At 73.0% G+C, this 18,501-nt stretch carries 11 protein-coding genes and 4 pseudogenes; 9 read left to right on the forward strand and 6 right to left on the reverse strand.

Translation table 11 applies throughout. The annotated features are described in order from the left end of the window. Positions 1–39: 39 nt before the first annotated feature. A pseudogene (locus GQF42_RS32930) lies at positions 40–585 on the reverse strand (dihydrolipoyl dehydrogenase); the annotation flags it as partial. Between GQF42_RS32930 and GQF42_RS32935 the strand changes: the two are divergent. After that, positions 577–1,290 (forward strand): annotated as a pseudogene (locus GQF42_RS32935) (LysR family transcriptional regulator substrate-binding protein); the annotation flags it as partial. The pseudogenes GQF42_RS32930 and GQF42_RS32935 sit on opposite strands and share 9 nt — an antisense overlap. 16 nt (positions 1,291–1,306) lie before the next feature. Here GQF42_RS32935 and treY read toward each other — a convergent pair. Then, positions 1,307–3,655 carry a malto-oligosyltrehalose synthase gene (gene treY / locus GQF42_RS32940; RefSeq protein ID WP_199272882.1) on the reverse strand — a complete coding sequence of 783 codons (2,349 nt, stop codon included), beginning with the start codon at positions 3,653–3,655 and terminating at the stop codon, positions 1,307–1,309. 81 nt (positions 3,656–3,736) lie between these two features. Here treY and GQF42_RS32945 point away from each other — a divergent pair, with 81 nt between their 5' ends. Beyond that, positions 3,737–5,038, forward strand: a complete 1,302-nt coding sequence (locus GQF42_RS32945; protein ID WP_158926001.1) for an MFS transporter — start codon at positions 3,737–3,739, stop codon at positions 5,036–5,038. A gap of 11 nt (positions 5,039–5,049) precedes the next feature. Here GQF42_RS32945 and glgX read toward each other — a convergent pair whose 3' ends face one another. Beyond that, positions 5,050–7,170 carry a glycogen debranching protein GlgX gene (glgX, locus tag GQF42_RS32950; protein WP_158926003.1) on the reverse strand — a complete coding sequence of 707 codons (2,121 nt, stop codon included), beginning with the start codon at positions 7,168–7,170 and terminating at the stop codon, positions 5,050–5,052. Positions 7,171–7,545: 375 nt separating this feature from the next. Here glgX and GQF42_RS32955 point away from each other — a divergent pair, with 375 nt between their 5' ends. Together GQF42_RS32955 and GQF42_RS32960 are read left to right on the forward strand one after the other, a co-directional pair. Continuing rightward, positions 7,546–8,784 carry an SAV2148 family HEPN domain-containing protein gene (locus GQF42_RS32955; RefSeq protein WP_158926005.1) on the forward strand — a complete coding sequence of 413 codons (1,239 nt, stop codon included), beginning with the start codon at positions 7,546–7,548 and terminating at the stop codon, positions 8,782–8,784. A gap of 102 nt (positions 8,785–8,886) precedes the next feature. Beyond that, a complete protein-coding gene (locus GQF42_RS32960; RefSeq protein WP_158926007.1) occupies positions 8,887–9,612 on the forward strand; it encodes a 3'-5' exonuclease in 726 nt (241 codons plus the stop codon). A gap of 28 nt (positions 9,613–9,640) precedes the next feature. Here GQF42_RS32960 and GQF42_RS32965 read toward each other — a convergent pair whose 3' ends face one another. Continuing rightward, positions 9,641–10,504, reverse strand: coding sequence for a phosphotransferase enzyme family protein (locus GQF42_RS32965; RefSeq protein ID WP_158926009.1), 864 nt, complete (start codon positions 10,502–10,504; stop codon positions 9,641–9,643). A 141-nt stretch (positions 10,505–10,645) separates the two neighbouring features. Here GQF42_RS32965 and GQF42_RS32970 point away from each other — a divergent pair. Next, a pseudogene (locus GQF42_RS32970) lies at positions 10,646–11,102 on the forward strand (carbohydrate ABC transporter permease); the annotation flags it as partial. 47 nt (positions 11,103–11,149) lie between these two features. Then, positions 11,150–12,434, forward strand: a pseudogene (gene mgt, locus GQF42_RS32975) (macrolide-inactivating glycosyltransferase). Between the two features lie 63 nt (positions 12,435–12,497). On the opposite strand, the gene GQF42_RS32980 reads toward mgt, so the two are convergent. Continuing rightward, positions 12,498–14,750, reverse strand: coding sequence for an MMPL family transporter (locus tag GQF42_RS32980; protein WP_158926013.1), 2,253 nt, complete (start codon positions 14,748–14,750; stop codon positions 12,498–12,500). A gap of 412 nt (positions 14,751–15,162) precedes the next feature. On the opposite strand from GQF42_RS32980, the gene GQF42_RS32985 reads away from it, so the two are divergent. The 3 genes from GQF42_RS32985 to GQF42_RS32995 all read left to right on the forward strand — a co-directional run bounded on the left by GQF42_RS32985 (position 15,163) and on the right by GQF42_RS32995 (position 17,707). Next, positions 15,163–15,711 carry a DUF1697 domain-containing protein gene (locus GQF42_RS32985; RefSeq protein WP_158926015.1) on the forward strand — a complete coding sequence of 183 codons (549 nt, stop codon included), beginning with the start codon at positions 15,163–15,165 and terminating at the stop codon, positions 15,709–15,711. A 33-nt stretch (positions 15,712–15,744) separates the two neighbouring features. After that, positions 15,745–16,770, forward strand: a complete 1,026-nt coding sequence (locus GQF42_RS32990; protein ID WP_158926017.1) for a ketopantoate reductase family protein — start codon at positions 15,745–15,747, stop codon at positions 16,768–16,770. A gap of 640 nt (positions 16,771–17,410) precedes the next feature. Next, on the forward strand, positions 17,411–17,707 hold the full coding sequence (locus GQF42_RS32995) for a hypothetical protein (protein WP_158926019.1): 297 nt from the start codon (positions 17,411–17,413) through the stop codon (positions 17,705–17,707). Between the two features lie 55 nt (positions 17,708–17,762). On the opposite strand, the gene GQF42_RS33000 is transcribed toward GQF42_RS32995, so the two are convergent. Then, positions 17,763–18,500, reverse strand: coding sequence for a sirohydrochlorin chelatase (locus GQF42_RS33000; protein WP_158926021.1), 738 nt, complete (start codon positions 18,498–18,500; stop codon positions 17,763–17,765). Between the last annotated feature and the right edge of the window lies 1 nt (position 18,501).

Consider the following 18,501-nt stretch of genomic DNA (forward strand, 5'->3'; position numbering starts at 1 on the left):
AAGTCCCGGTGTGCGGCCGGGCCCCTGCGTGCCGTGGGCTCACTGCTGGTGCAGGCCGCGTCCCGCGAGGGTCAGGAACACCTCGCCCACCGCTTCCGACAGCGTGGGGTGCGCGTGCACGTGCCGGGCCACGTCCCCGGGTTCGGCGTCCCAGCCGACGATCAGCTGGCTCTCGGCGATCATCTCCGACACCTGTGGACCGACCAGATGTACGCCGAGCACCTGTCCGCCGCCGGCCTCGGCGACGACCTTCACCATGCCGTCCCGGCCGTGCACCATTCCCTTGGCCACGGCCGTCAGCGGCATCGTGTTGACGTCGACCGTGTGCCCACGCGCGCGTGCCTCCGCCTCGCTCAGCCCCACCGAGGCGGTCTGCGGCGAGGAGGACGTCACCCGGGGCACGGCCGCGTAGTCGACCGGCGCCGACGGCAGTGCGGCCAGGGTCTCGGCGACCAGCAGGCCTTCTGCGAAGGAGGCGTGGGCGAGGCCGCGGGACGGCGGCGGCAGCAGGTCCCCGACGACGTGGACGCCCGGTACGGCCGTCTCCAGCCGGTCCCAGTCGGCCGGTACGACGAACCCGAACTCGCCGTCCGCAGCGCCGCGCGGGCCCGCCGAGCCGCCCGCGCCACCGCCGGAGCCGACGGCGGCGAACTGCACGTGGCGACCCTGCACTCGCTGGCCGTCGGCGTCCTGCCCGACGTCTTCGCGCGCTGCCGTGCGGCCCACCCCCGGGTCCTGCTGCGGCTCCACGAGTACGCCACCGCCGAGGCGCTGGAGGAGGCCGTGCAGCGCGGCACCGCCGACCTCGCCTTCGGCCCGCCCCCTGCCGACCCGCCCGGCACCGTCGTCCCCGTCGGCGAGGAGGAACTCGTCCTGGTGGTTCCGTTCGACGACCGGCTCGCCGGCCGTACGACGGTGCGGCTGCCGGAACTCGCCGACCGCGCCTGGGTCCGCTGCGCGCTGGAACCCGTCGTGCACGGCGAGCGCTTCCTCGACCGGGCCTGCGCGCAAGCCGGGTTCAGGCCGCTGACCGCCGTATGGACCGAGCACTCCTCGACGGCGGTGCGCATGGCCGCGGCCGGGGTCGGCGTGTGCGTCGCGTCGGCCGACGTCGTGCGCGGGGCCGTCGGCGAGGGCTGCGTGATCCTCACCCCCGACCCGGCCTGGAGGCGGCCCCTGGCCGTCTACGCGCGCGTGCCGCCCGTCGGCGCCGCCGAGGCCTTCGTCGACCTCCTGCGCACCACCTGGCCGACCCCGGTCCCCGCCCTGTGCACACCACACCCCGACTGAGCAGCTCCGGCCTCTTTCACCCCGCACCCGTCCGCTCCAGCAACGCCACCGGCAGCCGCTCGAAAACCTCCGCCACGCGCACGGAACCGGTGAACTCCCGTCCCGGCGTGAGCACATCCGCCCACCGGCCGGGCGGCAGCACCAGCCGGGTCTCCCGCCAGCCGCCCGCCTCCGCCAGGCGCAGGGAGAGCCGGGTCACCGCCGTGACCACCTCGCCGGAGCGGACGAAGGCCACGCAGTGCGCGGACGCCGGGCCGTCGGCGGGCAGCGGGGTGTACGTCGCCGTCGTACCGAAGGCGGCGGGCCGCCGGGCGCGCAGCCGCAGTGCCGCCGCCGTCAGCGTGTCCTTCTCGCCGGGTGCCTCGGGCGGGAACGGCACCGGCCGCCGGTTGTCCGGGTCCACCAGGGTCCGGTACTCGCCCTCCGTGCCCTGATACACGTCCGGCACCCCCGGCATCGTCAGATGGACGAGTGCGGTGCCGAGCACGTTGGCCCGGACGTGCGGCTCCAGCTCCTTGCGGAACGCCGTCACACGCCCGCCGGGCGGCCCGCACGGCCCGACGGCGACAAAGGCGGCCACCGCCTCCTCGTACGGCGGCTCCTGCTCCGTCCAGCTGGTGTACAGGCCCGCCTCGCGCACATGCTTCAGCAGCGCCCCCTGCACCCGTTCCTCGTCGGCGGGCCCCAGCCCGAACACCGTCTGCCAGGCCGCCCAGGCCAGCTGCCCGTCCGGCACGCCCTCCTCCGGCAGCGTCACCTCGGCGAGCAACCGCGCCCACCGCTCGGGGCATTCGGTCAGCACGGCCAGCGCCGCGCGGACGTCGGCGCTGCGCTTGGTGTCGTGCGTGGAGACGACCGTGCCGGTGAGCGGCCAGTCACGCTGCACGCGCGCGCAGTACGCGTGGAAGTCCTCCGGGGACACCCCTGGCCGGCCCGGATCGCCCCCCACCTCGGTCGTCGACAGCAGCGGCACGTAGCGGTAGAACGCCGTGTCCTCCACCGACTTGGCGCGCAGTGCCGACGCGGTCTGCGCGAACCGTGTGCGCAGCTCACCGTCCGCCGCCCCGTCCGCTTCCACCAGCAACCGCCGCACGACGTCGACCGCCCCGGCCTCCTCGGGCACGAGGAAGGCATGCCGGGCCTGCTCGGCGGCCTCCTCGGTGACGACGGCGGCGGCGTCGCCCGAGGCGTACGGCCGGTACACCCGCATCCGCACCAGCAGCTCCACCAGGGCGGTGCGCAGGGCCCAGGGTGCCCGGTCGCGCAGCGCGAGGTCCGGCGAGGACGCGCACAGCCGGGCGGCCACCCGGGCGAGCCGGTCCGTCTCGGCGGCCAGCTCGTGCGCGAGCACCTTGTAGGCGGCCCGGCGAACCGTGGCCGCCCAGTCCCCGCCCCGGTCGGTCTGCGGGGCCGCGAACCGCCGGTAGGCCGCGAGGAGTTCACCGGCGCCGACCCGGTCCGTGAACAGGCCGTCGACCTGGCGCAGGGCGTCGTATCCGGTGGTTCCGGCGACGGGCCAGGACGGCGGCAGGCGCTCGCCGTCGGCGAGGATCTTCTCCACCACCGTCCAGCGCCCGCCGCTCGCCTCGTGCAGCCGCGCGAGATAACCGTCGGGGTCGGCGAGCCCGTCGGGATGGTCGACGCGCAGTCCGTCCAGCACGCCCTCCGCCAGCAGCTGGAGGATCTTGGCATGGGTGGCGTCGAACACCTCGGGGTCCTCCACGCGCACCCCGATCAGCTCCGAGATGCTGAAGAAACGGCGGTAGTTCAGTTCGGTGCGGGCCAGCCGCCACCACGCCAGGCGGTACCACTGGGCGTCCAGCACCTCGGCAAGGGGCAGGCCCTCGGTGCCCGCGCGGAGCGGGAACGCGTGCTCGTGGTAGCGCAGCACGTCACCGTCGACCACGAGCCGGTCGCGTTCCGCGCCCACCGGGCCGCCGAGCACGGGCAGCAGCATGCGCCCGCCCTGCGCCTCCCAGTCGATGTCGAACCACCGCGCGTACGGCGAGGAAGGGCCCTCGCGCAGCACATCCCACAGGGCGTGGTTGTGCCGGGGCGCCATCGCCATGTGGTTCGGCACGATGTCCGCCACCAGGCCCAGCCCGTGCTCCCGCGCGGTCCGCGCCAGCGCCCGCAGGCCCTCCTCGCCGCCCAGTTCGGCACGCACGCACGCGTGGTCCACCACGTCGTAGCCGTGCGCGGAGCCGGGCACGGCCTCGAGAACGGGGGACAGGTGCAGATGCGAGACGCCGAGCGACGCCAGGTACGGCACGGCCGCCGCGGCGGCGGCGAACGGGAACGCGGGCTGGAGCTGCAGCCGGTAGGTGGCCGTGGGCACCCCCGGACCGGGTTGCGCAGACGTCATGGAAACCTACGTACCCAGCCCGCCCGGTTTCGTGTCATCGGTCCCTGCACGCGCTCCCACACGCATGGCTACGTTCGGGCAATGGGAACGACGAGGAAGCCGGACCGGCACCGCACACGGGACACCTACCGTCAGGTGATCGCCCTGACCGGGCCGTTGCTGCCGGGCGTGTCGTTCCTGGGGCGGCTGCCGACGGCGACCGTCCAGTTCGGCAGCGTGCTGCTCGTCGTCCGGACGAGTGACTCCCTGTCCGCCGCGGGACTCACCGGCGGGGTGCTCGCGCTCGGCCAGGTGGTCTGCGGGCCGCTGGTGGGCCGGCTCGCGGACCGGCACGGGCAGCGCAGGGTCGTGCTCGCGTTCTCGCTCGCGAACGCGCTCGCGGTGGCGGCCCTGGTGGCCGGTGCCCTCGCGGGCCTGCCCATGGCCGTCCTGGCCCTCCTGGGGGCCGCCGCGGGCGGCACCGTGCCCCTCGTGGGCCCGCTGGCCCGCGCCCGGCTGGTTGCGCTCGCCCGCCGGGCCGGCGCCCCCGAGAGCACCGTCGGTGCCGCGCTGTCCTTCGAGAGCACCCTGGACGAGATGTCCTTCGTCCTCGGTCCGGCCCTGGTCGGACTCGCCTCGGTCCTGGCCCATCCGGCGTACGCGATGGGCGGCGCGGCCGTGCTGGTGGCCGTGTGCGGCAGCGCCTTCGCCCTCCATCCGACCGCCCTGGCCGTGGCGCCCGCGCGCGAGGAAGGGGACCCGGCACGCGCGCGTGCCGCGGTCGCGCCCGCCCCCATGCCCAGCTGTGTCCCTCATCTGCGCGCCTCCCTCGCCCTCCAGGGAGTCATGTTCGGCGCCTGCCAGTCCGGCATCACCGCGCTCACCACCCGGCTCGGACAGGAGAACCAGGCGGGGCTCGTGTACGCCGCCATGGGCGTGATGAGCGCCGTGGCCGGGCTCGCCATGGCCGCCGTACCCGCCCGTCTCGGGCTGCCGCTGCGCTGGCGGCTGGCCACGGCCGCGGCCCTCGTGCTGTCGCTGCCGCTGCTGCGCATCACGAGTCTGCCCGGTCTGTACGCCGTGGTCACCGTGCTCGGGGTCGCCTACGCGCCGCACCTGATCACGGTGTTCGCGCTCACCGAACGCGCGGTGCCGCCCGCCCGGCTCGCCGAGGCGATGGCGCTCGCCACCAGCGCCCTGGTCGGCGGCCAGGCCCTCTCGGTCGCCGTGACCGGCCGCCTCACCGAGGCCTACGGGCCCACGGCGGCGTTCGCGGTGGCGAGCACGGCGGCCGCGCTCACCTTCGTCATCGCCCTGACGGCCCGTCCGACGGTGCACTCCGGACGGGCCGGACACGACCCGCACGCGCGCGTGAAGGACGAGCCGGCCCGTACGACGTCCTGAGGCGCCGGAGCCTAGGCCGGCCGCTGCAGCACCGTCAGGCTGCGGTCCGGCAGGGTGATCCGGTCGCCCGCCCCGACCTTCGCCCCGCCGCCCTGCGGTACCCCCTCCGGGTGGGCCGTGTCGACCACGACCTGCCACTGCCGGCCGTGGTCGACCGGCACCAGGAACTCCAGCGGTCCGGGGGAGGCGTTGAACATCAGCAGGAACGAGTCGTCGGTGACGCGTTCCCCGCGCGGGCCGGGCTCGGAGATGGCGTTGCCGTTGAGGAACACCGTCAGCGCGGACGCCCGCGCGGAGTCCCAGTCCCGCTGGGTCATCTCACCGCCCTCCGGGGTGAACCAGGCGATGTCGGACAGCGCGTCGTGCGTGCCCTCCACCGGCCGTCCGTGGAAGAAGCGCCGCCGCCGCAGCACCGGGTGGTCCCGCCGCAGCCACACCATCGCGCGCGTGAACTCCAGCAGCTCGCTGTCGGCCTTGCTCCCGGCGTCGGGCCAGTGCACCCACGCCAGCTCGTTGTCCTGGCAGTAGGCGTTGTTGTTGCCGCGCTGGCTGCGGGCGAACTCGTCGCCGTGGCTGATCATCGGCACGCCCTGGGACAGCATCAGCGTGGCGACGAAGTTGCGCATCTGGCGGGTGCGCAGGGCGAGCACGTCCGGGTCGTCGGTCTCGCCCTCCGCCCCGCAGTTCCAGGACCGGTTGTGGCTCTCGCCGTCCCGGTTGTTCTCGCCGTTGGCCTGGTTGTGCTTCTGGTCGTACGAGACGAGGTCGTGCAGGGTGAAGCCGTCGTGGCAGGTGACGAAGTTGATCGAGGCGAGCGGGCGGCGGCCGTCGTCCTGGTACAGGTCGGAGGAGCCGGTCAGCCGGGAGGCGAACTCCGCGAGCGTGCGCGGCTCGCCCCGCCACAGGTCCCGCACCGTGTCGCGGTACTTGCCGTTCCACTCCGTCCACAGCGGCGGGAAGTTGCCCACCTGGTAGCCACCCTCGCCCACGTCCCACGGCTCGGCGATCAGCTTCACCTGCGAGACCACCGGGTCCTGCTGCACCAGGTCGAAGAACGACGACAGCCGGTCCACCTCGTGGAACTGCCGGGCGAGCGTCGCCGCGAGGTCGAAGCGGAAGCCGTCGACATGCATCTCGGTGACCCAGTACCGCAACGAGTCCATGATCAGCTGGAGCACGTGCGGTGACCGCATGAGCAGCGAGTTCCCGGTGCCCGTCGTGTCCATGTAGTAGCGGGGGTCGTCCGCGAGCCGGTAGTACGACGGGTTGTCGATGCCCTTGAAGGACAGCGTCGGTCCCAGATGGTTGCCCTCGGCCGTGTGGTTGTAGACGACGTCCAGGATGACCTCGATCCCGGCCTCGTGCAGCGCCCGGACGGCGGACTTGAACTCCAGTACCTGCTGGCCGCGGTCGCCCCAGGAGGCGTACGCGTTGTGCGGGGCGAAGAAGCCGATGGTGTTGTAGCCCCAGTAGTTGTTGAGCCCCAGATCCACCAGCCGGTGGTCGTTGACGAACTGGTGTACGGGCATCAGCTCCAGGGCCGTGACGCCCAGTTCGGTCAGGTGCTCGAGGAGCACGGGGTGCGCGAGCGCCGCGTACGTGCCGCGCAGCTCCTCCGGCAGCCCCGGGTGACGCATCGTGAGGCCCTTGACGTGCGCCTCGTAGATGATCGTGTGGTGGTACTCGGTGCGCGGCGGCCGGTCGTCGCCCCAGTCGAAGTACGGGTTGATCACCACCGACGTCATGGTGTGCGGCGCCGAGTCCAGGTCGTTGCGCCGTTCCGGGGCGCCGAAGTGGTAGCCGTACACCTCCTCGCCCCACCGGACCGAACCGCCGACCGCCTTCGCATAGGGGTCGAGCAGCAGCTTCGCGGAGTTGCAGCGCATCCCGCGCGCGGGGTCGTACGGACCGTGCACCCTAAACCCGTAGCGCTGTCCCGGCATCACGCCCGGCACGTACGCGTGCCGCACGAACGCGTCGCTCTCCCGCAGTTCCACCGCCGTCTCCGAGCCGTCGTCGTGCAGCAGACACAGCTCTACTCGGTCCGCGGCCTCCGTGAAGACCGCGAAGTTGGTTCCGGCGCCGTCATAGGTGGCGCCGAGCGGATACGCCTCTCCAGGCCAGACCTGCATGGAGACGACTCTGACAGGTGTGCCGCCCGCCCGGGGCCGCGTCGGCTTTCGAGTCTTGCGAAAGTGACGAAACCTCCCGGGCCCGCCAGCGGTTCCAGGGCCTGCCGGTACCCGCCCCGGAAGCCCCTCACCAGCCCCGACGGAGGCCCGGCGGAGACTCGGCGGGGCCCGGGCGGCACCCCGTAAATCTCCGGCGTTATGAATCCGCTCACTCCGCGTGACATGGCCGCGCAGAACGGCCCCGGACACAGGCCGAGTTGAGGAAAACAGTTGGACAACCGACCTGTCCATCCGGCTGCACCGCCGACCGCTCCCGGAGTACCCTTCCTTGATCGTTGAGACGGGAAAGGCCCCGGGGCGGAAGGCGGTGCACGGGTGGGCTCGGGAGGGCTGGAGCTGCCCCCTGGTGACGAGGGTCACGAGGGGAACTCCACAGACGTCCCGCCCGGCGCGGTGTCCCTGGCCCGGCCGATGGATGCGGGGTCCATCGGGCCGGAGCTGGACTGGGACGCCGACGCCTGGCACGAGGTGCGCACCCGCGCCCAGCGGGCCGGCCGGGCCTACATCTGGCTGAACCTCGTGGAGCAGCGGCTGCGCACGGTGGTGGCCGCCGTCCTGCGCCCCATCTACGAACCCGTCCACGGCGACGACTGGGTGGTGGCCGCGGCCGGCCCGGCCGGGCAGGAGTGGGTGCAGCGCGCGGTCGCCGTGCGCGAAGTCAGTCGCCGCAAGGGCTATTTGCTCGACCCGGCCGACGACAACGTGCTCAGCTTCCTGACCCTGCCTCAGCTGCGTGAACTGATGGTCCAGCACTGGCCTTGCTTCGAGCCGTACTTCGACGAGCGCCGCGACCTCGAACTGGCTCTGGACGAGCTGGAGGTGACCCGTAACGTCGTCTCCCGCAACCGGGCCCTGTCCGAGACGGTCCTCAGCCAGGCCGAGCGGGCCTCGGCACGGCTGCTGGAGATGCTCGGCGCGGGCGGTGACGTCCCCTCCGCGCGCCGGCTGCCCGTCGACGCGGTCGAGGACCTGGTCGGCGACCGGTACGCCGACGTGGTCGCCGTTCACTCCGACCGGGTGCGGCTCATGCGCCAGTTCCCGGCCGAGGACCTGTTCGCCGGTGCCCGGCGCCTCGACGCCATCGGCATCGGTCTCAACCTGCTGGTGCAGAACTTCTCGGGACGCCGCCTGATCCGCCTCGCCGAGTCCGGCTGCCGGGTACGGCTGCTGTTCCTCAACCCGGCCTCCAGTGCGGTCAAGCGCCGCGAGCGCGAACTGGGCATGAAGCGGGGCGAGCTCGGCCGCTCGGTCGAGATGAACATCCTGCACATGCGCCGGGTGCGCTCCCGGCTGCGCGACCCGGGCGCCTTCGAGATCCAGGTGTACGACGAGACCCCCCGCTTCACCGCCTACCTGGTGGACGGCGACGGCGCCGACGGCATCGCCGTGGTGCAGTCCTATCTGCGGGGTGCGCGGGGGATGGAGTCACCGGTGCTGGTGCTGCGCAACGGCAACAAGCTCGTCAAGTCGAGCGACGCGAGTGAATCCGGGCTCTTTCCGACATACCGCGAGGAATTCGAGCTGACTTGGGTCGATTCGCGCCCTGTGTCCTGAACGGTCCACCGGCACAAGCGGAACGCCGTCCTCGGATTGTCAGTGCCGCGTGCGAGGGTGGAGGCCACTGGGGGAAAGCACCACCGAGAAGGGGGGCCTGCCATGGGCTGGCACCGTGAGCTGCTGATCGGCTTCGACCTCGAGACGACCGGCACGGATCCGCACGAGGCGCGTATCGTCACCGGCGCGGTGATCGAGGTCAGGGCCGCCGGGCCCGTGGGGCGCAGGGAATGGCTGGCCGATCCGGGCGTGGAGATCCCGGCGGACGCGGTCGCGGTGCACGGCATCAGCACCGAACGCGCGGCGGCCGAGGGCCGGCCCGCCGACCAGGTGGCCGACGCCCTCGCCGAGGCCCTCACCGGGTACTGGAAGGCGGGCGTCCCGGTCGTCGCCTACAACGCGGCCTTCGACCTCACCCTGCTCTCCGCCGAACTGCGCCGGCACGGCCTGCCGTCCCTCTCCGACCGGCTGGACGGCGCCCCGCCCGCCCCGGTCGTCGACCCCTACACCATCGACCGCTGGGCCGACCGCTACCGCCGCGGCAAGCGGAACCTGGAAGCGGTCTGCGCCGAGTACGGCATAGTCCTCGAAACGGCCCACGACGCCGCCTCCGACGCCCTCGCCGCGGCGCGACTGGCCGGTGCGATAGCCGAGCGTCACCCCAAGATCGCGTCCCTGAGCCCGGCGGAACTGCACCACCGCCAGATCCGGTGGTACGCGGACTGGGCGGCGGACTTCCAGGCGTTCCTGCGCCGCAAGGGGGACGCGGCGGCGGTGGTGGACGGGGCATGGCCCCTGAGGGAGCCGGCCGGGAGCCGACCCGCCTAGCAGCCCGCGTCCACAGGCCCGTCGCGGCTCAGAAGGGATACCACCGCACCGTCTCGTCCTCGTCCCGCAGTGACGCCACCCGCCGCCGGAACTCGGCCAGTGCCTTCGGGTTGCTCGGCGCATGCTGGGCCACCCAGGCGCAGCTGGCCGTCTCGCGGGCGCCGCGCAGCACCGCACAGCCGTCCCACTCCCGTACGTCCCACCCGTAGGCCTCGGTGAAGGAGTCGTACGACTCGGCGGGCAGCCCGTACCGGTCGCGGGAGAGGGCCATCACTACCAGGTCGTGCTCGCGCAGGTCGCTGGAGAACGTCTCCAGGTCGACCAGGACCGGCCCGTCCGCCCCGATGTGCACATTGCGGGGCAGCGCGTCGCCGTGGATGGGCCCCGGTGGCAGATGGGGCGTCAGCGCGGCCGCGGCCGCGGCGAATCCGTCCCGGCGGGCGCGCAGGTAGGCCGCGTCGTCGGGGTCGATGGCGTCGCCCGCGAGCCGCAGCCAGCGTTCCACACCGCCCAGCAGCTCGCGGGGCGGCAGAGCGAAAGGAGGAGCGGGGAGTGCGTGCACGATCCGCAGCAGCTCCGCCAGATCGCGCGGCTCGGAGGGCCGTACCGGCTCCGGCAGCCGGTGCCACACGGTCACCGGATGTCCGTCGACCAGCAGCGGCTTCGCCTCGGCAGCCCGTACCGCCGGCACGCCCGCCTCGGCCAGCCAGCCGGCGATGTCCAGCTCGCGCCGAGCCCGCTCCAGCAACTCGGCGTCGCGGCCCACCTTCACCACCAGGCCACCGGCGGCGAACACCGCGTTCTCGCCGAGGGCGAGGAGCCCGGCGTCCCCGGCCGGTCCCGGCAGTACCCCCGCCGCGGCCAGTACGTCCCGTGCCCGTGCCTCGTCCATCGTGCCTCCGTGCGGTCGGATCTCCCTTGCCAGTCTTGCATTCGCACAGGTCGGGCCGTGTGCGAGGGCCCTTGGCGAGGTACCGGACCTTGAAGGTCATGAGCACGTCCACCAAGGTCGGCAAAGGGGCTGATTCCTTGCATGCCGGTGGCCGAAGCGCAACGGCCGAGCGGCCGCCGTGCCGCCGATCACGGCACGTGGTTCCTCGTTCTGCCTGCCCTGATCCCCATCCTGCTGTTCGGCGTGGGCCCGCTGCGGTACGGCATCCTGCTCGCGTTCACCGGCGTCCGGTCCGGCCGCACCCGGGCCACCCGGTGGATCGACGTGCTGAACTTCCGGGACCTGCTGCACGACACGCCCTTCCGGGAGTCGTTCCGCATCGGCCTGCTCCGGGCGATCGGCGTGACCCTGCCCCAGTTCCTGCCGGCACTCGGCCTCGCCCTGCTCCTCAAGGAGGACCTGCGGCTGCGCCGGCCGGCCCGCGCCCTCGCCCTGGACGATGCCCGCGGTCGTCGTCGGCATCATGTGGCGGCTCGTCTGCAACCCGGACGCCGGCATCCTCAACGAGGTCCTCACCGACCTGGGCAGACGCCCCGGGGTGCAGCGTGGTCGTCAGGGCGGCCACGTCCCTGAGGGGAGGCCTCCCTGAGGAGAGACGTCCCTGAGGAGGCGTGGACGGAAAAACACTTGGACGAGACGTCTCGTCTCGTTTAGCTTCGTATGCATGACCAGCCCCGCACATATCGCCATGTTCTCCATCGCCGCGCACGGCCATGTGAACCCCAACCTGGAGGTGATCCGTGAACTCGTCGCCCGGGGCCATCGGGTGACGTACGCCATCCCGCCGGTGTTCGCCGAGAAGGTGGCGGCCACGGGGGCCCGGCCCGTGCCGTACACCTCCACGCTGCCCGGACCCGACGCCGACCCGGATGCCTGGGGGAGCACACTGCTGGACAACGTCGAGCCGTTCCTGGCCGACGCGATCCAGGCGCTTCCGCAGCTCGTCGAGGCCTACGCCGGCGACGAACCCGACCTCGTCCTGCACGACATCTCCTCCTACCCGGCCCGCGTGCTCGCCCACCGCTGGGGCGTACCGGCGATCTCCCTCTCGCCGAACCTCGTCGCCTGGGAGGGGTACGACAAGGAGGTCGCCGAGCCGATGTGGGCGGAGCCGAAGAAGACGGCGCGCGGGCAGGCGTACTACGCCCGGTTCGAGGCCTGGCTGGCGGAGAACGGGATCACCCGGCACCCGGACGCGTTCGCCGGTCTCCCGGCCCGCTCGATCGTCCTCATCCCCAAGGCACTCCAGCCGCAGGCCGACCGGGTCGACGAAAGCGTCCACTCCTTCGTCGGTGCCTGTCAGGGGGACCGCGCCGAGCAGGGCGACTGGCAGCGGCCGGCCGATGCCGACAAGGTCGTGCTGGTGTCCCTGGGCTCGGCCTTCACCAAGCAGCCGGGTTTCTACCGCCAGTGCGTCCGCGCCTTCGGGGACCTGCCCGGCTGGCACCTGGTCCTCCAGGTCGGCCGCCATGTGCCGGCCGCCGAGCTGGGCGACGTACCCGGCAATGTAGAGGTGCACAGCTGGGTGCCGCAGCTGGCGATCCTCAAGCAGGCGGACCTGTTCGTCACGCACGCGGGCGCCGGCGGCAGCCAGGAGGGCCTCGCCACGGCCACGCCGATGATCGCCGTACCGCAGGCCGTCGACCAGTTCGGCAACGCCGACATGCTCGAGGGCCTTGGCGTCGCCCGCCGGCTGGACACCGAGGAGGCCACCGCCGACCGCCTGCGCGAGGCCGCCCTCGCCCTGGTGGACGACCCGGAGGCGGCCCGCCGTCTCAAGACGATCCAGGCAGGGATGGCCCAGGAGGGCGGCACCCGTCGAGCGGCGGACCTCATCGAGGCGGAGTTGGCCCAGCACGGCCGAGGATGAGGCGAGTTGACGAAGGGTCCGTCGACACCCCGGTGTCGGCGGACCCTCGTCGGCGGTGCGGGATCAGACCGGCAGCCGCTCGCCCTCCTCGCGCGCGGGGCGCGCGACAGGCGGCTGCGGCGGCTCGTCGTGGGTGAGGTCGGGCAGCCGGTGCAGCCACTTGGGCAGGTACCAGTTGCGCTCGCCGAGCAGCGCCATCACGGCCGGCAGCAGCACCCCGCGGATGACGGTGGCGTCGATGAGGACCGCCGCGGCCAGGCCCACGCCCATCTGCTTCATGGACTGCATCGACAGCGTGCCGAAGATCGCGAACACGGCGACCATGATGACCGCGGCGCTGGTGACGACACCGGCCGTGGTGACCACGCCGTGCCGGATCGCGTCCCGTGTGTCCAGGCCGCGCATACGGGCCTCGCGGATGCGGGAGACGACGAACACGTGGTAGTCCATCGACAGCCCGAACAGGATCACGAAGAGGAACAGCGGCAGCCAGGTCACGATCGCGCCGACGCCCGCCGCACCGACCAGCGAGGCACCCCAGCCGTGCTGGAAGACGGCGACGAGGACGCCGTAGGCCGCGCCCACCGACAGCAGGTTGAGCACGATCGACGTGAGCGCGACGGTCAGGGAGCGGAACGACAGCAGCATCAGCAGGAACGCGAACACGACCACGAACGCGAAGACCGGGGCGACGGAGCCGAGCAACTGGTCGTTGAAGTCGTGGTTGCCGGCGACCTGTCCGGTGACCGGCGCCTGCAGGCCGTCGATCCTGCCGAGAGTCGCGGGCCGCACCTCGTCGCGCAGGATGCCGAGGCTCTTGACGGCCTTGTCCATGTCCGAGCCGCCGACCAGCGGTACGGAGATCAGGGCCACGTTCTGCGTGCCGTAGACCCGGACGCCGACCGGGCCGCGCGAGGCGCCCGAGGTGATCGCCCGCTGCTTGAACTCGGCGAGCGCCTGCCGTACGTCGGGGGCGTTGATGTCCCTGGCCCTGACGACGACCTGAGCCGGCTCGCTGCCGCCGGGGAAGGCGTCGTTGACCCGGTCGTAGGTCTGCACGATGGGCAGCGACCTGCCGAACTCCTGGTCCAGGGTGAGCTGTTGGGTCTTCATGCCGAGCGCGGGCGCGGCGATCGCCAACAGCGTGCCGGCCGCCACGGCGACCGAGACGAGCGGCCTGGCCAGCACGGCGCGCAGGACCGCCGACCAGAACCGGCTGCCCTCGTCCACGCCGTGCCGGCGGCGCGGACGGGCGAGGAACGGGATCCGGCCCTTCTCCACGCGCTCGCCGAGCAGCGACAGCAGCGCGGGCAGTACGGTGACCGACCCGACCATGGCGACCGCCACGACCATCAGCGAGGCCAGGCCCATCGCCTCGAACTCGGCGAGCCCGGTGAAGAGCATGCCCGCCATCGCCACGCACACCGTGATCCCGGAGACGACGATCGCCCGGCCGCTGGTGGCGGCGGCGATCCGCAGGGCGGTGCCCGCGTCCCGGCCGGCCTGCCGCTCCTCGCGTTCGCGGCGCAGATAGAACAGGCAGTAGTCGACGCCTACGGCCATACCGACCAGCAGCATCACGGAGTTGGCGGTGTCGCTCATAGGCTGCAGATGGCTGACGACACCCATCAGGCCCATCGTCGCCATGATCGCGGTGATCGCGAGGGCCACCGGCAGCAGCGCGGCCACCAGCGCGCCGAAAGCGATCAGCAGGATGCCGAGGGCCACCGGCACCGCCGAGTACTCCGCCTGCTGGAAATCGTCGCCGAAGGCGTCCTTGTACTGCTTCTGCATGCTGGCGGCGCCGATCTCCTCGATCCGCAGACCGCTGTGTCGTTTCTGCACCCCGGCGACGGCGTCCAGCACCGGCTCGACCCGGTCGACGGCCGTCTTGGCGTCGCCCCGCAGGTCGAACTGCACCAGCGCGCTGCGGCCGTCCCGGGAGATGGTGTGCGTGGTGTACGGCGAGGTCACGCCGGTGACCTTGCCGGTGCCTCCGACGGCCTCCATCACGTCGGTGACGGCCGCCCGGAAGCCGCTCCCGGTCGCCGTCCCGGCACCGTCCTTCGACTGGATCAGGACGGTCTCGCCGGCCGGCTGCTTGATGCCTGCGTCGTCGATGATCCGTGCTGCGGTGTGCGTCTCGCCCTTGAGCTGGTCGCCCTCGTTCACGTCGACCCGGCCCGTCGCCGAACCGACTCCCAGCGCCAGGACGACGAACAGCACCCATATGCCGACGGCCGCCCAGCGGTGCCGGGCGCTCCAGCCGCCCGCGCGGGCGGCCAGCCCCCGCACCCGCACCTGTGTGTTCCCCATGACGGGTCTGCCCCCTCGTGTGCGGTGGCAGCCCCCTGCCGCCACCTGTGCGCTTGCTCCGCATCGACCGTATGGGCCGGGCAAAGACGTCTCGTCGTGCTGCCCGGTGAAGTGAGCGGCCCGCCCCTCCGTACTGGGAAGGACGGCGGCCCCTTACATCTATCGGGACATCTCCCAGACGCGTCTCGGGGTGCCGGTTCGCCGGCCGCGGGTGCGACCGGGACAAGGGATGTCCGTTCCGCCGTCAGCGCGCCGGTTTGTGATTACAAAAGCTTGTTGAACAAGTCACAGCTGCGTGGAGAGGTTGATCCGGCCCCTGCCCATCGGACAGAGTTTCGCGCAACCCGCCCCACGCGGGCCCGGCCGTCGTGCCCGCCCCCACGGGGCACGACGGCCCCTCTAGGCTGGCCGGATGACGACCTACGCGGCGCTGTTGCGCGGAATCAACGTCGGTGGCGCCAAGAAGGTGCCCATGGCCGACCTGCGCACCCTGCTCGCCGGCCTCGGCCACACCGGCGTACGGACCTATCTGCAAAGCGGCCAGGCCGTGTTCAGCAGCGACCACGGCGACGAGGACTCGCTGGCGGCGGAGGTGAGCCGGGCCGTCGAGGAGCGCTTCGGCTTCCCGGTCGACGTGCTCGTGCGCGACCACGCCTATCTGCGCGCCGTGGCCGAGGCCTGCCCCTTCCCGGCCGCCGAACTCCAGCCCAGGCAGCTGCACATCACGTACTTCTCCGCGGCCGTCGCCCCGGACCGGTACGCGGACATCGACCAAGCCGCCCACCTGCCCGAGGAGTTCCGCCTCGGCGACCGCTGCCTGTACCTCTACGCACCGGACGGCGTCGGCCGATCCAAGCTCGCCGAGAGGCTGGGCCGGCAGCCGGCCAGGGGACTGATCGCCACGAGCCGGAACTGGAACACCGTGCTCAAGCTGGTGGAGTTGACGGCCGAGGAGGAGTGACGCGAGCGGGCACGCGTGTGCGAGGCTCGCCCCATGCGCTACATCATCATCGGGGCGGGGGCCGTCGGCGGGTCCGTCGGGGGACGTCTCGCCCAGGCCGGGCACGAGGTCGTCCTCGTGGCCCGCGGCACACACCTGGCGGCACTGGACGAACACGGGCTCCGACTGCGGGTCCCGGAGGGTGAGTTGACGTACCGGCTGGCCGCCGTCGACGGGCCCGGCCCGCTCGGTGAGCTGCGCGCCGACGACGTCCTCGTCCTCGCCGTCAAGACCCAGGACACCGTCTCCGCGCTGCAGACCTGGGCGCAGGTGCCCGTAGCGGGCGGCGGCAGTGCGGCGGAGCAACTGCCGCTCGTCTGCCTGCAGAACGGAGTGGAGAGCGGACGGCTGGCCCTGCGCCGCTTCCGGCAGGTGTACGGCGTCTGCGTCTGGCTGCCCTCGGCCTTCCTGGAGCCCGGCGTCGTCTCCGCCGCGGGCAGCCCGCTCACCGGCGTCCTGCACCTGGGCCGGCTGCCGCACGGCACCGACGACACCGCCCGCCGGATCGCCGCCGACCTGTCCGGCGCCCGCTTCGAGGCACCGGTCGTGCCGGACGTGGCCCGCTGGCAGTACGCCAAGCTGCTCGCCAACCTCGGCAACGCCCTCGAAGCGGTGAGCGGCCCCCTCGACAACGAGGCCGCCCAGGCGCTCTACGCGCGTGTGCGCGCCGAGGGCGAGGCCGTCCTCGACGCCGCCGGGATCGTATACACGAGTGCCGAGGAACAGCGCGCGGCCCGGGGCGACAAGATCACCCTGGTGCCGCTGGACGGCGCCCCGCGCGGCGGCGGCTCGTCCTGGCAGTCCCTCACCCGCGGCACCGGCACCATCGAGGCGGACTACCTCAACGGCGAGATCGCCCTGCTCGGCCGGCTGCACGGGGTACCGACCCCGCTGAACGAACTCCTCCAGGACCTCGCGAACCGGTTGGCGAGCGAGCACCGGGCCGCCGGGTCGATGCCGGTCGGGGAACTGGTGCGCAGGGCCGAGGAAGCCGAGGAAGCGGCGCGGCGGGCCGGCTGACGGACCGCCGGGTTGCCCCCCAACCCTCCGTTTCGACCGGCCCGCGGGCCGGTTGGCCGATAAACGCCCCTGCTGTGCGCGGAGTTCGTTCTCCCAGTGACATACGGGCGGCACCCGGCGCAGAACGAAGTGCCACCGGGTCCGACGGCACAGGGGAGCGCCGGACCCGGTGGCCCTGTACCACGCTGCCGCCCCCCGGCGGTGCGGCTCGCCGAACCTCGCGACAACATCCTCCGCTTGTCCCTAGGGTCGACAGCACGGACGGGCCGGACAGGGGGACGCATGAGCGCGACGGACAGGGCGCGGGCGGGACTGCCGCACCGCCGCGCGGGCACGGTGCCCCGGTGTCCGTCCGACCGCCCCGCTCCCGAGACCCGGCGCCGGCCCCGTGGCCCGCACCCGGCGCTTGCGCGCCCCGTGCCCACCGGGCCCGGTCAACGGGCGCCGATCACCCGGATGGGTGGCGATTTTCGGCCCACTCGGCGCCGTCGTGACCGCCCGGGCCCCCAGTCGCCCCGCAGCGGCCCGCAGCCGCACCGTACGGCCGCACACGCGCCTCCGCGAGGTCGGTAACGTCAGCGGTCCCGCACCCCACCCCCAGCCCCCATGGCTCCTTTCGGGCCAGAAGCGAGGACAGGACATGAGTACCTACGACTTCGGCGACCTCGGCCGCATGGGTATCGGCAACGGCCCGCCGGACCTGGAGACCCTCATGGCCGTCGCGGACCGGCTCACCGAGGCACTCGGGGTCGAGTACCCGGCGCTCGTCGCGTACGGCGAGACCGTCCATCGCCAGCTGGAGGAGTCCGCCGAGGACGGGCTGCCGCCCAACCGGGGCAAGATCCGCACCGCGCTGGAGGAGGTCGCCATCGTGGCGGGCGCCGGTACCGGCAGCCTCACCTTCACCCGGCAGCTCCTGCACGCCCTGGACCTGTGACCGGCCGGAGCGCCGCCGGCGGGTCCGAGGCACCTCGCGCGGCGGGCCGGTGTGCTCAGGCGCCCAGCGCCGCCAGGGCGGGGCGGCGGGCCGCGTCGTAGCGCTCCAGCAGAACCCGCGCCACCTCGGGCGCCGGGCCCAGCACGTCCGCCCGTACGTCCGCCCCGGCCGCGCCCCGCGTGATGCGGTCCGGCAGAAAGCCGGGGGCCAGGACGTACGGCGCGACGGCGACCCGCTCGCAGCCGAGCGCGCGCAGCTCGGCCACGGCGTCCTCGGTGCGCGGCAGGGACGCGGAGGCGAACGCAGGCCGCACGGCGCACCAACCGGTGTGCCACCACTCCCGCGCGATGTCTGCGATCACTGCGATCGCCTCCGGGTCGGAGGACCCCGCCGAGGCCAGTACGACCCCGGTCGAGGACTTGTCGGCGGGGGCCAGCCCCGCCTCGTACAGCCGCCGCTCCAGCGCCCGCAGCAGCAGCGGGGACGGGCCGAGCACGTCCGCCTGCCGGATCCGCAGCCGCGGCGGGGCGTCCCGCAGCACGGCGGGGATGTCGGCCTTGGCGTGGAACGCCCGTGTCAGCAGCAGCGGCAGCGCGACGACGTCCCGGACCCCCTCCGCCGCGAGCGACTCCAGCACCCCGTGCACGGACGGCACGTTGAAATCGAGGAACCCGGTCTCCACGCGCAGTCCCGGCCGCAGCGACCGCACCCGCTCCACCAGGGCGTGCACGGTCGCGGCGTGCCGCGGATCGCGGCTGCCGTGGGCGATGACGAGAAGGACCGGAGCGCGCATG

Source organism: Streptomyces broussonetiae (genome assembly GCF_009796285.1).
GTDB classification, from domain to species: domain Bacteria; phylum Actinomycetota; class Actinomycetes; order Streptomycetales; family Streptomycetaceae; genus Streptomyces; species Streptomyces broussonetiae.

Coding starts and splice junctions, on each gene's coding strand:
- GQF42_RS32995 (WP_158926019.1), top strand. CDS start 17,411: ATGAGTACCTACGACTTCGGCGACCTCGGCCGCATGGGTATCGGCAAC.
- GQF42_RS32985 (WP_158926015.1), top strand. CDS start 15,163: ATGACGACCTACGCGGCGCTGTTGCGCGGAATCAACGTCGGTGGCGCC.
- GQF42_RS32965 (WP_158926009.1), bottom strand. CDS start 10,504: ATGGACGAGGCACGGGCACGGGACGTACTGGCCGCGGCGGGGGTACTG.
- GQF42_RS32990 (WP_158926017.1), top strand. CDS start 15,745: ATGCGCTACATCATCATCGGGGCGGGGGCCGTCGGCGGGTCCGTCGGG.
- GQF42_RS32945 (WP_158926001.1), top strand. CDS start 3,737: ATGGGAACGACGAGGAAGCCGGACCGGCACCGCACACGGGACACCTAC.
- GQF42_RS33000 (WP_158926021.1), bottom strand. CDS start 18,500: ATGCGCGCTCCGGTCCTTCTCGTCATCGCCCACGGCAGCCGCGATCCG.
- GQF42_RS32960 (WP_158926007.1), top strand. CDS start 8,887: ATGGGCTGGCACCGTGAGCTGCTGATCGGCTTCGACCTCGAGACGACC.
- treY (WP_199272882.1), bottom strand. CDS start 3,655: ATGACGTCTGCGCAACCCGGTCCGGGGGTGCCCACGGCCACCTACCGG.
- GQF42_RS32980 (WP_158926013.1), bottom strand. CDS start 14,750: ATGGGGAACACACAGGTGCGGGTGCGGGGGCTGGCCGCCCGCGCGGGC.
- glgX (WP_158926003.1), bottom strand. CDS start 7,170: ATGCAGGTCTGGCCTGGAGAGGCGTATCCGCTCGGCGCCACCTATGAC.